This is a genomic window from Acinetobacter sp. NIPH 1852 (assembly GCF_022549455.1).
In the GTDB taxonomy this organism is placed as follows: Bacteria; Pseudomonadota; Gammaproteobacteria; order Pseudomonadales; family Moraxellaceae; genus Acinetobacter.
Map to the genome: position 1 here is coordinate 23,546 of NZ_JAKZGG010000019.1, position 13,433 is coordinate 36,978.

Here is a 13,433-nt window from a genome sequence, read left to right on the forward strand (position 1 = left end):
TATTTTTATATAGTCAATAAAAAGCCCTCCATCTGGAAGGCTTAGAAATTTTGAATGGATCGATCAAATATCTATTTTAAGGTTGTTTCAAGTATGGCCACGCTGCTTTGAGATAGATAAACATAGACCATAATGTCAAAATCACAGCTGCATAAAGCAAAGCATAGGCCCACATTTCGAGTGGTTTCCAATTTAACAGAAACACACTAATCGCAATCATTTGAAAAGCAGTCTTATACTTCCCTACCGTTGAAACCGCAACATTGGTACGCGCACCGAGTTCAGCCATCCACTCACGCAAAGCAGATACCGTAATTTCACGAGAAATAATCACGATGGCAGCAAATGCCATAGAAATGGTCGGTTGCCATTGCACTAAGACAATGAGCGCCGCTGCAACCATTAGTTTATCAGCAACAGGATCAAGGAAACGTCCGAAAGCTGAACTCTGATCTAATGTCCGTGCCAAATAGCCATCGAACCAATCCGTAAGCGCAGCAACGACAAAGATTGCTGTCAGCACCATATGGCGAAGCATTCCACCATGATGTTCAGCTCCAATGGCTGGTGGCCAATAAGCGATCACCAAAAACACTGGTATTAAAGCAATACGCGCCAAGGTTAAGATATTGGGAATGTTCAGGATTTGCCCTGTACTCATAAACACCGCCATGTTGTTCGCGTCAAATTTGCATATTGCACAAAGGATGTACCGAGAATGTATCCATCTGTAAGCAACTTTATACGAAATATAGTTGAATGTCGATTAGGCAAAAACGGCAACCGTCTGTCTTAACACGGCAATGAGCTGATTTTGTTGATCCCAAACATAAGCATATTCCGTTGAATACCCTTGATGGGCAAACTCAGTGACGACCTTATATTTAAACCAATCCTGAATTTGATGTGCAATTGGACTTAAAAAAGTAATCTGCCATGTCAAAGAACTCGCAGGCGCTGGGGTCTTAAACATCGGTAATACGCCTGGCGGCCAAACATCCATTAAAGCAAACAAATCTGCAAGCTGCATGTCACGATTGGGATGTAAAGCAGGTGAAAAACGACTCCAACCACCAAAATCAGGGACCTTACTTCCCGCCATTGGGTAGCTTCCCTCTGCCCAACACAATTCAAATTGTTGTAAGCATTCTGGCATCAAACCTTCGAGGTAGAAGGTTTTTTCCAATTGTTCAGCCATCGGATAATCAGGAACTTGTGGCAAATTACTCACATGGATCTGCGACTCACGCTGTGAACCAAAACTTGCAACTAAAATACTCTGTACTGCGTCATCTTGCCATAAACGTATTTCTAAGCTAGTGACTGATTTTCCTTGTCTTAAAATCTCAGCACTCAGCTTTGCTCGCCCTTGTTGTACAGGGCCAACGAAAGTGACATTACAACTTAAGAGTTGTTTTGCTGCATCATTCATCACACTCAGCGCTTTTTGGATCATTAAGCCTGCAACTAAACCACCAAATACTGTGCGACCTTGTAGCCATCCCGATGGAATATCAATCCATTCTTGTTGTTCGATCTGTTGATAAATCGGGAGTAGTGACATATTGATTTCCTTGATCGCTCTGAATAAATGTTATCTTTCAACTTTTCAGCCTAAATGTGAATGATCGATCTGGCTAAAATGTCAGAGCAATTATGTCAATTCAGTATGCTAACACCATAACACGATCAATCGATCACTCAGTTCAACGCGACCTATCCCAACAATCGTGCAGCATCATCTACTCATGCAAGATTTTATAAATGGTGCGTGCCATCACCTCACCTAAACCTTGAACCAACATAAGCTCTTTTTCAGATGCCCTCAGTACACCTTGTATCCCACCAAAATGCGTCAGTAAATCACGACGGCGTTTAGGACCTAGCCCAGGAATCGCCTCCAATACAGAACTACTGCGACGTTTATCACGCTTCGCTCGATGCTTGGTAATCGCAAAACGATGGGCTTCATCACGGACCTGTTGAATCAGATGCAAGGCTTTATGATCTTCTGCCAATTGCAGCTTAGTGCCATCGGTAAAATGTAGCGTTTCCAGACCCGCTTTACGCCCCTCACCTTTAGACACCCCAATCATAAAAGCATCCAGTGCTAATTCTTGCATTACCTCCATTGCCATATGTAACTGCCCTTTACCACCATCGATGAGGAGTAAATCAGGCAATATGTTTTTCTTATAACGACGGATTAATGCTTGGCGCATAGCGGCATAATCATCGCCACCCGTAATATCTTGAATCGCAAACTGACGATAGTCCCGCTTTCTCGCGCCGCCTTGATCAAAGACCACACAGGATGCAATCGGTGCTTCACCCATCGTATGGCTAATATCAAAACATTCAATTCGGTCAATCGGACGCCCCACCACTTGCTCAAGCTGATGAAAACGTTCGTTCAATTCTAGATAATTACTGAGCTTACCTTTAATGGCATGCTGCACATTCATTTGTGCCAACTCTAGCCATTCCGCCCGTGTTTCACGTACTTTATGCTTGATGTGGACTTTCTTGTTAAAGGTCTGCTGTAATGCTTCTTCGAGTTGGGGGCGATCTGGCACCTCAATATTCACAATCAACTCAGTCGGTACTTCATCTGCTACCTGAAAATAAAAGTTCGCAATAAAATCACTGAGCATTTGCCCCAAATCATCTCCCAACATATCTGGAAAATAACTTTTTCCCCCAAGCATTCTTCCGTTACGAACGTACATGATCTGCACACAAGTTACGCCCGCTTGATAGGCAATCGCTAAAATGTCGGCTTCACCTTTAACTTTAAAGACTGCCTGTTGTGCCTGAACCTCACGCAATAAGCCTAAACGATCCCGATAGAACACCGCCTTTTCAAACTCAAGTGCTTCAGCCGCTTGCTCCATTTTTCCGATCAACTCTTGATTCAACTCTTTGGTGTCGCCTTGTAGAAAGCGAATCGAGTTATCAACATCTTCTTTATAAGCTTCAGGGCTAATCAAACCCACACAAGGGGCGGTACAACGTTTGATTTGATACTGCAAACAAGGACGTTTTCTTTGGGCAAAAAAGCTATTTTCACACTGCCGTACATTAAATAATTTTTGTAAGGTGAGCAAAGTATCCCGAGCACTATAGGCACTCGGATAAGGTCCAAAAAACTTACCAATTTGATGTTTGCCTTTGCCACGTCCACTGGCAATACGCGGATAGGGCTTATCCGCTGAGACAAAGATATAAACATAAGATTTATCATCCCGCAGCATAATGTTATACGGCGGACGGTGCAGTTTTATGAGATTTTGTTCGAGTAATAAAGCTTCTGTTTCTGAACGAACGATCAGCGTTTCAATGTCATAAATACGTGCAACAAGCGCTTGTGTTTTAGGATGCTCAATAGTTTTAACAAAATAGCTGGATACACGATTTTTTAAATTTTTTGCCTTACCCACATACAGTAACTCCCCCTCTTTGCCGAGCATTTTATAAACACCGGGCAGTTGGGTCATGTGAGTCAGGATGGTTTCAATGTGTTCACGAGCGTTTGAGTTCACAATACTTTGTTTAGCCAATTCAATCACCATTATTGATTTCTTATCATGGGGGCAAGTGATTGAAAAGTCCACTTAATCGATTTTTAGTACATTAAGTTATAATTTTACTTGCTTGTATTTCGTTAATAATGCATTGGTTGCCGTTTCATTGAGATAATCACATTGCAACTCGCCAGCAACGTCTTGTACAGCACTCTTTTTCGAAATATAACGCCCTAAATATTGCTGATTTCCGATTTTAAAGAAAGTGTTAAACAGGTTGGACGTATCAATCACCTGCCACGCAGTACCATTCCATACGCCTTGGTTTTTTAGCAACGTTGTTCCATCGACCGTTTGATTGCTAATCTTGGTCTGATCAAAAATGATATAATCTTTATTACTACGTGTTTCAACTATTTTCCAACACACTGATCCCAAAGGGAATTTGTCTTCAAAATGCGTAAATGCAATGGCATATATGATATGATTATTCGGATCACCGAAACTCTCTTTATCCCCATTAGAATTATATAGTTGATAAAAAAACTTATTTTGAGCAAAGATATCAAAACTTAATCCCGTTAAATCCATTTTTTTTAAATGATATTCAACTGTTAAAGTCTCATTTTTTCTTAGGTTCGTTGGTGCAAAGCTAAGAACTGCTTGAGTCGTTGTTTCTTTCAACGATGCTTGTTTTCCCCAAATAAAATTTTGATTCGTTGTTTGCTTTAGTGTTGGAACACCTTGATCTGAAAAGTAATATCTATTAGATTCAGAAAGATACGTTTTATCTAGCGGTATCGATGACTGTTCACTGAGAATACCTGTATCTATACGATAGGTTTTTACATTAACATCATTGCCACCAAAAAAATCCAAACCATAGAACACCTTTTTATTAGATGCTTCCGTATTTTCTGTACCTTCTTCACAAGCACTCAGACCTAACATAGAAATACAAATTAATAATATTTTTTTCATTATCTGTTCTCATAAATATAAAGCGAATTGATTATGCTTAATTTAACCATTCGATACAATAATTCTATGTAGTATTACTTGGTCCATATATAAAAAAACGCCCTTGCAGGCGTTTTGATAAATAAAGTTAAAATACATAAGGTCGAACAAAAATAACGAAGAACAAGCCAAGCATAATGAACCATTTCAAAAAGTAATAAAGCTGACGATTTGATTTCTTCAACGCCTTGGCTTTAATACGAACTTGATAGACATAACCAAATACTTTATTTAGGCCGCCCGTTTGATCGCCCACTTCATTGGGTGAACTTGCCGCAGTCATCACACTTTTTCCAAACCAATGATTAAACTTTTCCATGAAACGCGTTTTTAATGGGCGCTCTACGTCAGCAAAAAAGATAATACGGTTTTGATCAGTTTTATTTTCCGCATAGTGAATATAGGTTTCATCAAACACCACACTCTCACCATCACGCCAAGAATAACGCTCACCATCGACATCAATGAAACAACGATCATCGTTCGGTGTAATCAAACCTAAATGGTAACGCAATGAACCTGCATAAGGATCACGATGGCGAACCAAACGGCTATCAGGTGCAAGCTCTGTAAACATTGCAGCTTTGATACTTGGGAGTGTTTTTAACAAAGCCGTTGTTTTTGGACAAAATTCTGATGCTGATGGGTGTGCAGAGTCATACCATTTCAAATAGAAACGCTTCCACCCCGTTTTAAAGAATGAATTAAAACCCAAGTCATCATAAGTACTTGATGCTTTAATACCACCTTTGTCATAAAGCGCTTGCGCTTCATCACGGATCATTTCCCAGTTTTCATCCAGAACTTTTAAATCCTTGAAATGCTGTGTGTCGATATAGGGTTGATTCGGCACGCTGGAAAACATGTACATCAAATAGTTAACGGGTGCGAATAGCGTTGAATGGTCAAAAAATTGACGATAAAACGAGTGCCTAACTTTACCACGGCGATGAACATAGAACGCCGAAATGATAAAAATCGCTAATATGATCCACTTAATCATTGAAATCGACACAAAAAAACTAATTGGCAAATTTTAACACTATCACCTATAATTTCTATACTTTTTTATTTAATTCACTCTTTACATATCCTCAAAAAAAATCACCATAAATATCAGCAATTTAAATTAAAATCAGTACTATTTTGAATATTTCCTTAATGATGTCCCTATTTTGTTAACCAAAGTATTATCAATATCACTCTTAAGATCAGTTTTGATACGAGATAGTTGAAAAAGGCTTTATATCCCCCCTAAACGACTTAGAAAAGATAAAGCTAAGTATAAAAAAAAATTGCTGATGTAGTGAGCCACATCAGCAATTAGGAATAATATTTAAGAATCTAAAAAGCCTATCAAATACTAAAGCTTTTTAATTGTTTCTGCAGCAATATCATTAAACCACGCGCAACCTTTTGTTAAATTTGCTATAACAGCTTTTTGAACGTAATAACCAGGTACAAACGCATTAGGTCCCATAGCATTTAAACGTTGAGTATGTTGATTAATTAAGTCCTTTTGTAAGTAACCCTCAAAATTATGCATTCTTCCAAAAACAAGCTGTCCATTATAATTAATGACTACAATATCAAAGACTAATCCATAAGAGTCATATTCACGATAATAACGCCACGAATGACCTTTCCACTTACCAGTGTTAACTTTATATGTATTTCCCATTTCTTTAACTGCATTCTTAAAATTATTTTCTACGCCAGAAAAAACCTCAGCATAGTCTTCACCAGTCATATCTTCTTTTGAGAACGTAATATAAGGTTTTTCAACAATCTCTTCTTGAATTTGATAACAAAATGAATTTTGTGGAAAATACAAAGGTGTACTTCTATTGTATGCTTGTCCCATTTTTGTATTTTTTAATTCAGGAGATACTTCAAATTTATCAAAAATAACTTTGTAATCTGGGTAAAAACGATCAAATACATTCTCCCCAGAAATATCTATTTTTTTATAAGTATGGTAGTAACCCGTTTTAGGAGCATTACTGAAATAGAATTTTAAAGCATTAATGGCCTTGGTATCTGAGTAAACCCACGTATCGGTAAAAAGTTGATCTGCTGTCAATAAGAATTCATTTTCACTTAAAGGAGTATAGTAAGTTGTTCCTTTAATCACATTATCAACATACGAATATTTTCTTGCCAATAACGTTTCTTGATCTACGTTATATAGATCGACAGTAACTTTCTCTTGAATAGGTGCAGTCGTGCTTCCACCTTTTGAACTTGATCCATTACCTGAACTATCGCCACCACCTCCACACGCACTCAGCATTAATGGAAGGATTGCCAAAACAACAAATTTAATTTTTAACATAATATTACTTTCTAGAACATTTTTATAACACAAATTTTAACCAACTATACAGATCCAGACAATACTTTCTGTCCAACAATTCTTAAAAAATCTTCCTTTTTTTTATCTTTAATTCAAAAAAACTTAACAACACCAGCACTCCTTATCATTTCTTCTACACACTGGCTTTTTTTAATAACACCATCATTTCAGCGTTTCGTTTTTACACGAATAAAACAACCTACCTCTATCTTTTTAGTGAAGTTTTCAAAATTGATCTGTTCCTCAAAAAATTGATGACCACTGCGTCACGCCTTGATACAACTTGTTATGTCCTTTTTAGATATAGTTATCGTAAGATTAGCGAAGCTTTTTTGTGTGCCTAACCGCATACATGCTTTATGACATCAACTCAGAATCCTCCACAACAAGGGAGATCAGGCATGATCCACGCTGGCAATGCCATTACCGTCCAAATGCTTGCGGACGGAATTGCAGAATTCCGCTTTGACTTACAAGGTGAGTCGGTTAATAAATTTAACCGTGCAACCATTGAAGACTTCCAAGCAGCGATTGCTGCGGTTAAAGCCAATAACGATATTAAAGGCTTAGTTGTAACTTCTGGAAAATCAACATTTATCGTTGGTGCAGATATCACTGAATTTGGCGACAACTTCGCCGCAGGTGAACAAGCAATTGTTGATTGGCTTATGCCTGTACACGAAATCTTCAACAGCTTTGAAGATTTAGACATCCCTAAAGTTGTTGCTATTAATGGCATGGCGTTAGGTGGTGGTTTCGAAATGTGCTTAGTCTGTGACTACCGTGTCATGTCTGAACAAGCACAAGTCGGCTTACCAGAAATCAAATTGGGTATCTATCCTGGTTTTGGTGGTAGCGTACGTTTAAGCCGTTTAATCGGTATCGACAATGCCGTTGAATGGATGGCAATGGCCAATCCGAAGAAACCTGCTGCTGCACTTAAAGATGGTGCTGTAGATGCGGTTGTTGCTGCTGACAAACTAAAAGAAGCTGCTGTTGACTTGGTTAAACAAGCCATTGCTGGTCGTTTGGACTGGAAAACAAAACGTCAAGAAAAATTAGACGCGATTAAATTGAACCCACTTGAACAAATGATGGCGTTCAATACAGCGAAAGGTGCGGTACTTGCAAAAGCAAACCCTGCACAATACCCTGCTCCAAAATTATTGCTTGATTCATTACAAGCAGGTGCAACCTTAACACGTGATGATGCATTAAAAGCAGAAGCACAAGGTTTCGCAAAAGCTGCGATCACACCACAAGCAGGTGCATTGATCGGTTTATTCATCAACGATCAAGTTGTGAAGAAAACTGCGAAAAAATATGAGAAAGGTGCTCACCCAGTAAACCAAGCAGCGGTATTAGGTGCTGGTATCATGGGTGGTGGTATTGCTTACCAAGCGGCAAGCAAAGGCACACCAATCATCATGAAAGACATTGGTAACCCACAACTTGCACTTGGTATGAAAGAAGCGAATGGCTTACTGACCAAGCAAGTTGAACGCAAGAAAATGAAAGCTGCGCAAATGGGTGAAACACTTGCTCGCATCCGCCCGACTTTAAGCTACGATGAGTTTAAAGAAGTGGATATCGTGATCGAAGCGGTGACTGAAAATCCAAAAGTAAAAGAAATGGTATTGGTAGAAACTGAGAAAAATGTTCGTGAAAACACGATCATTGCATCAAACACTTCTACAATTTCAATTACACGTTTAGCAAAAGCATTACAACGTCCTGAAAACTTCGTTGGTATGCACTTCTTCAACCCAGTACACATGATGCCACTGGTCGAAGTTATTCGTGGTGAAAAGACTTCTGACGAAGCGATTGCAACCACAGTTGTTCTTGCTCAGAAAATGGGTAAAACACCAATCGTTGTGAACGACTGCCCAGGTTTCTTAGTAAACCGTGTATTGTTCCCTTACTTTGGTGCATTCGACCTTCTTGTTAAAGACGGTGCGGATTTCCAACAAGTAGACAATGTAATGGCGAAGTTCGGCTGGCCTATGGGTCCTGCATACTTGATCGACGTTGTTGGTATCGATACAGGTGTTCATGGCGCTGAAGTCATGGCTGAAGGTTTCCCTGACCGTATGAAGCCTGACTACAAAGGTTCTATCGAAGCGATGTACGAAGCAAAACGTCTTGGTCAAAAGAATGACGTTGGTTTCTACAAATACGTGTTAGACAAGAAAGGTAAGAAAGCGAAAACTGTTGATCCAACAGCTTACGAAATCATTGCACCTTTCGTTACGGGTGAAAAACGCGAGTTTGACAACCAAGAAATCATTGACCGCATGATGCTTGCTTTCTGTAACGAAACTGTTCGTTGCTTAGAAGACAACATCGTTGCAACGGCTGCTGAAGCAGATATGGCAATGATTATGGGTGTAGGTTTCCCTCCATTCCGTGGTGGTCCATGTCGTTACATCGACCAAACAGGTGTTGCTGAATACGTTGCGCTTTGCGACAAGTATGCACACTTAGGTAAGGCTTATGAAGCGCCACAGATGTTGCGTGACATGGCTGCTAACAACACAAAATTCTACGGTTAAGGAGCGACGTGAATGGCTACTTTAAATCCACGTGACGTTGTGATTGTTGATGGCGTTCGTTCTGCCATGGGCAAATCGCGTAACGGTATGTTCCGCAATGTACGTGCCGACAGTTTATCTGCTGAATTAGTACGTGCACTGGTTGCTCGTAACCAGTTCGATACAAACGAAGTTGAAGACATCATTTGGGGTTGTGTCAACCAAACTTTAGAGCAAGGTATGAACATTGCTCGTAATATTGGTTTATTGGCTGACATCCCTAAGACTGCTGGCGGTCAAACCGTCAACCGTCTTTGTGGTTCTTCTATGCAAGCAATCCACACGGCTGCTGCACAGATTGCAACCAACCAAGGTGACGTGTTCATCATCGGTGGTGTAGAGCACATGGGCCATGTAGGTATGATGCACGGCATCGACCTGAACCCAGAAGCGTCTAAACACTATGCGAAAGCATCTAACATGATGGGCTTAACTGCTGAAATGTTAGGCCGTATGAATGGCATTAGCCGTGAAGAACAAGATGCGTTTGGTGTTGAATCTCACCGTCGCGCTTGGGCTGCAACACAAGAAGGTCGCTTCAAAAACGAAATCGTTGGTGTTGAAGGTCATGATGCCAATGGCTTCAAAATCCTTTGCGACATCGATGAAGTGATTCGTGCTGAAGCAAACCTTGAAGCGTTCAAAGCATTGAAACCAGTTTTCGATCCTAAGGGTGGTTCAGTAACCGCGGCAACGTCTTCTGCACTTTCTGACGGTGCTTCTGCAATGTTACTGATGTCTGCTGAACGTGCGCAAGCTTTTGGTTTAAAACCACGTGCCGTGATTCGCTCTATGGCGATTGCGGGTTGTGATGCTGCGATCATGGGTTACGGTCCAGTTCCAGCAACTCAAAAAGCACTTAAACGCGCTGGTTTAACGATGGCTGATATTCAAACCATCGAATTAAACGAAGCATTTGCTGCTCAAGGCTTGTCAGTCATGAAAGGTTTAGGCGTTTATGACAAACAAGACATCATCAACTTAAATGGTGGTGCGATTGCATTGGGTCATCCATTGGGCTGTTCAGGTGCACGTATCACAACAACATTGTTGAACGTGATGGAACAACAAGATACGCAAATCGGTCTTGCGACCATGTGTATCGGTCTTGGTCAAGGTATCGCGACGATTATCGAACGTGTTTAATCGATACTAAGAAAAAGAAACCCCGCTTATAGCGGGGTTTCTTTTTTTGAACTTAGTTCAAATTTTAAGGTATGAAAAATTGATTTTTAGGACCTTTTAACCCGTCTTGAATCTGTTGCTGCAATTTCAAAATATCATCCATATTGATCTTAATCGACCCATCACGAATCCCTATTATATTATTTCGATCAATATTCAAAGGTTCTAACATTTTAAACAGACCACTAGTCGGATCAGATGATTGTAGACCCTGAGCAACGGCTAAAACATGTTGCTCTAATAGCGGAGAAAGTTGCGATGAATCAGGTTCTTCCATTTTTTGTTGATAATTAACCGTCGTTACGCCCTCTTTCACTCCAGCATTCTGAATATCACTATGAGCTTTATAGATCTGATGTTGTAGGGCTTCACGTACTTTTTCATCCTCTTGGAAGGGAATAAAGCCTACTTCTTCACGCAACTCAGACTCCGCCATAATACGAATCGTTGGTAATGTAACCACCTCATCTGCCTGAGCCGTTGGTATACCAATAGCAGCAAATACGGCGATAAACACTGATCGTTTTAGAAAGTTCATGACTCGACTCGCTCCAAAAATCCGTCACCATACGAAAAGATGATGAGTTAAATAAAAGCATCTATTCATAGGCTACAACAAAGTCGGGCTTGATTCAGTAAGGCTCAGATAAACGGTAAATATCAAGAAAATTTTGAACAAAAGATCAAATGAATTATGAGTATCAAGTCATTCTATTTTATGAGTATTTCTTTCAAATATCGAGCCAACTGAGGAAAGTCAGTATAACCATCCTCTGCCAAAAAATGCCCCGCTTTAGGAATAAGGGTAAATGGTATATCAAGTTTTTTTGCGAGCTTAATACTCAACTCAGGTGGGACATATTCATCATTTTCTGAAATAAACAGGTGTTTATTTGGGGAATTCTTCAGATTTATCTGCATATTTTGACTTTTTATAATATATGAGTCGAGTTGAGGTAGCGCAGGTAAAGTTTCAGTAAATCCAGCAACAAGAATAACTCCCCCAATCTTGGGAGGATTCCGCTTTGATAAAAAATTTAATAATGTGATACCGCCTAAACTATGGGCTACAAAATACGTCTGTTCATCAATCATTTTAATATTTTGTTCTAAAGCATGCTGCCAAGCCTCAACATCTGGCTGCATCGGATTGGGTAACTGTAAAATGGTTACCCGAGTATGTGAATCCTGCATCTGCCTCTGTACTGATTCAAACCAATGATCGTGTGCTGTAGCGCCATAACCATGCACAATAAAAATCTGACGATGTATCGTGGTCTCTGGTGGAGGCGCAGCATATCCAAAAAATGAAGTGAACAACAATCCCAAAGAATAAACCAATTTTTTCATCAATATACTCTCAGTAAAATCTACTTATAGCCATGCTAAACTATGACAGCGATGTTAAGGTCAAGTGATATTCTATGAATCTTGCAAAAGTTGCCAAATTAACGCAGGTTAGTCCTCGTATGTTGCGTTACTATGAGGACGTAGGGCTAGTTCATCCCAAACGAAATACAAATAATTATCGCGATTACAGTCAAAAAGATATTGAAGATATTTATAAGATTAAAATATTGAATGATGCAGGGATGAATTTGAAAGATATTCAAGTTTTATTACCTTGTTTCGATTTGGATTATTATCGATTTAGTTTATGTCCTGTTGTGCAGACAAAATTAGAAAATGAACTTAAAAACGTAAATGAGCAATTAATCAAACTACAACGATCACATGAACTATTAAAATCATTTTTAGAACATGGTACAGTTGAATCAACCATTTAGGACCATACATATGAATCATATAATAAAAACGACATTATCCATTGCTTTATTAAGCATGGTTATCTCGGGCTGTGCCACCAAAACCCTCATCACCAAAGACAGTAAAACGTATACTCGGACGGCAAAGGTCACTTTAGTTGAAGACAATGTGGTCGCTTTTGGACGACCTGCACAAGCAACAGCCAATTTACCAAGAGATAGCATCGTCATTGCAGGTCAAAAGAACAGTTACATTCTGACCCAAGGCGGCGCTCAGTTTGCAACCATCATCAACAAGCTTGATCCCAAAAACATTCAAATCACACGTGATCTAAATTTCTTTTCTGAAAAAAATGACGGTCATTTTTCAGGAACATTGCCCATTTCTTATGTCAAACTCAAAGAGGATTTAAGCAAAAAAGACTTAGAATTTTTTATTGAAAATGGTGCAAAAGAATGTTCGTCTTCAAGTGATACACGTATGCAAGCACAACGTTTTTGTTTTGATATAAAACTTGCGGGTGTAGTCTACCCTGTCGCAAATAATCTGACTTCATTGAAAGCATTAAGCAAACCTTATCAAGTTACAATCTATACCAATCAACAAGAAAGCTATAAATCAAGATCAAGTCTCAATCCTTTTGAAAAGTTAGTATTACTACCTTTCGCAGTAGCAATTGATGTGGTGAGCTTACCATTCCAAGCTGCCGAAAAGATTTTTGATTAATACTTAATGCGATTTCATTGATTAGAACATATTTAATTTCTTTTTTTTTCGTAACATCCTCATTTGAAATGAGGATTTTTTAATATATTCAAGTCCATGATAAAGAAACGAAACTCTATAACCTTAATGAAAAGCTATAAAAAGAAAACACCGCTATATTCTGTACTAAAGTACGTTGCAATATTGTTGTTTGTAATCGGAATTATCATCGTTTTTATATCCGACAATGATCAAACCAACTATCCGTATTATCCCTCACAA

General features: G+C 39.2%; 12 protein-coding genes. 4 read left to right on the forward strand and 8 right to left on the reverse strand.

Translation table 11 applies throughout. The features are described 5' to 3' along the window. Positions 1 to 76 precede the first annotated feature (76 nt). The 6 genes from pgsA to MMO38_RS13670 form a co-directional block, all read right to left on the reverse strand. On the reverse strand, positions 77 to 661 hold the full coding sequence (gene pgsA / locus MMO38_RS13645; protein WP_004668339.1) for a CDP-diacylglycerol--glycerol-3-phosphate 3-phosphatidyltransferase: 585 nt from the start codon (positions 659 to 661) through the stop codon (positions 77 to 79). Positions 662 to 766: 105 nt separating this feature from the next. Next, a complete protein-coding gene (locus tag MMO38_RS13650; RefSeq protein ID WP_241323891.1) occupies positions 767 to 1,564 on the reverse strand; it encodes a thioesterase family protein in 798 nt (265 codons plus the stop codon). Positions 1,565 to 1,742: 178 nt separating this feature from the next. Then, positions 1,743 to 3,542, reverse strand: a complete 1,800-nt coding sequence (uvrC, locus tag MMO38_RS13655; RefSeq protein ID WP_241323907.1) for an excinuclease ABC subunit UvrC — start codon at positions 3,540 to 3,542, stop codon at positions 1,743 to 1,745. 96 nt (positions 3,543 to 3,638) lie between these two features. Further along, complete coding sequence (locus MMO38_RS13660; RefSeq protein WP_241323892.1) at positions 3,639 to 4,505, reverse strand: hypothetical protein; 867 nt, start codon at positions 4,503 to 4,505, stop codon at positions 3,639 to 3,641. Positions 4,506 to 4,632: 127 nt separating this feature from the next. Beyond that, the gene (gene lpxO / locus MMO38_RS13665; protein ID WP_241323893.1) at positions 4,633 to 5,547 is read right to left on the reverse strand and encodes a lipid A hydroxylase LpxO; all 915 of its coding nucleotides are present in this window, start codon (positions 5,545 to 5,547) and stop codon (positions 4,633 to 4,635) included. Positions 5,548 to 5,907: 360 nt separating this feature from the next. After that, the gene (locus MMO38_RS13670) at positions 5,908 to 6,879 is read right to left on the reverse strand and encodes a hypothetical protein (protein ID WP_241323894.1); all 972 of its coding nucleotides are present in this window, start codon (positions 6,877 to 6,879) and stop codon (positions 5,908 to 5,910) included. 422 nt (positions 6,880 to 7,301) lie between these two features. On the opposite strand from MMO38_RS13670, the gene fadB reads away from it, so the two are divergent. Continuing rightward, positions 7,302 to 9,455, forward strand: coding sequence for a fatty acid oxidation complex subunit alpha FadB (fadB, locus tag MMO38_RS13675; RefSeq protein ID WP_241323908.1), 2,154 nt, complete (start codon positions 7,302 to 7,304; stop codon positions 9,453 to 9,455). A 12-nt stretch (positions 9,456 to 9,467) separates the two neighbouring features. Then, a complete protein-coding gene (gene fadA, locus MMO38_RS13680; protein WP_004668297.1) occupies positions 9,468 to 10,640 on the forward strand; it encodes an acetyl-CoA C-acyltransferase FadA in 1,173 nt (390 codons plus the stop codon). 64 nt (positions 10,641 to 10,704) lie between these two features. On the opposite strand, the gene MMO38_RS13685 is transcribed toward fadA, so the two are convergent. Continuing rightward, positions 10,705 to 11,217 (reverse strand): hypothetical protein, encoded by a 513-nt coding sequence (locus MMO38_RS13685; protein WP_241323895.1) that lies wholly within the window; start codon positions 11,215 to 11,217, stop codon positions 10,705 to 10,707. 173 nt (positions 11,218 to 11,390) lie between these two features. After that, positions 11,391 to 12,029, reverse strand: a complete 639-nt coding sequence (locus MMO38_RS13690; protein WP_241323896.1) for an alpha/beta hydrolase — start codon at positions 12,027 to 12,029, stop codon at positions 11,391 to 11,393. Between the two features lie 74 nt (positions 12,030 to 12,103). Between MMO38_RS13690 and MMO38_RS13695 the strand changes: the two genes are divergently transcribed. After that, a complete protein-coding gene (locus tag MMO38_RS13695; RefSeq protein ID WP_241323897.1) occupies positions 12,104 to 12,466 on the forward strand; it encodes a MerR family transcriptional regulator in 363 nt (120 codons plus the stop codon). A gap of 10 nt (positions 12,467 to 12,476) precedes the next feature. Next, complete coding sequence (locus tag MMO38_RS13700) at positions 12,477 to 13,172, forward strand: hypothetical protein (protein WP_241323898.1); 696 nt, start codon at positions 12,477 to 12,479, stop codon at positions 13,170 to 13,172. Positions 13,173 to 13,433 lie beyond the last annotated feature (261 nt).

Bases quoted from the DNA above. Each gene is read 5' to 3' on its own strand.
- MMO38_RS13700 (WP_241323898.1), top strand. From the start codon at position 12,477: ATGAATCATATAATAAAAACGACATTATCCATTGCTTTATTAAGCATG.
- MMO38_RS13650 (WP_241323891.1), bottom strand. From the start codon at position 1,564: ATGTCACTACTCCCGATTTATCAACAGATCGAACAACAAGAATGGATT.
- MMO38_RS13695 (WP_241323897.1), top strand. From the start codon at position 12,104: ATGAATCTTGCAAAAGTTGCCAAATTAACGCAGGTTAGTCCTCGTATG.
- pgsA (WP_004668339.1), bottom strand. From the start codon at position 661: ATGAGTACAGGGCAAATCCTGAACATTCCCAATATCTTAACCTTGGCG.
- fadA (WP_004668297.1), top strand. From the start codon at position 9,468: ATGGCTACTTTAAATCCACGTGACGTTGTGATTGTTGATGGCGTTCGT.
- MMO38_RS13690 (WP_241323896.1), bottom strand. From the start codon at position 12,029: ATGAAAAAATTGGTTTATTCTTTGGGATTGTTGTTCACTTCATTTTTT.
- MMO38_RS13685 (WP_241323895.1), bottom strand. From the start codon at position 11,217: ATGAACTTTCTAAAACGATCAGTGTTTATCGCCGTATTTGCTGCTATT.
- MMO38_RS13670 (WP_241323894.1), bottom strand. From the start codon at position 6,879: ATGTTAAAAATTAAATTTGTTGTTTTGGCAATCCTTCCATTAATGCTG.
- fadB (WP_241323908.1), top strand. From the start codon at position 7,302: ATGATCCACGCTGGCAATGCCATTACCGTCCAAATGCTTGCGGACGGA.
- MMO38_RS13660 (WP_241323892.1), bottom strand. From the start codon at position 4,505: ATGAAAAAAATATTATTAATTTGTATTTCTATGTTAGGTCTGAGTGCT.
- lpxO (WP_241323893.1), bottom strand. From the start codon at position 5,547: ATGATTAAGTGGATCATATTAGCGATTTTTATCATTTCGGCGTTCTAT.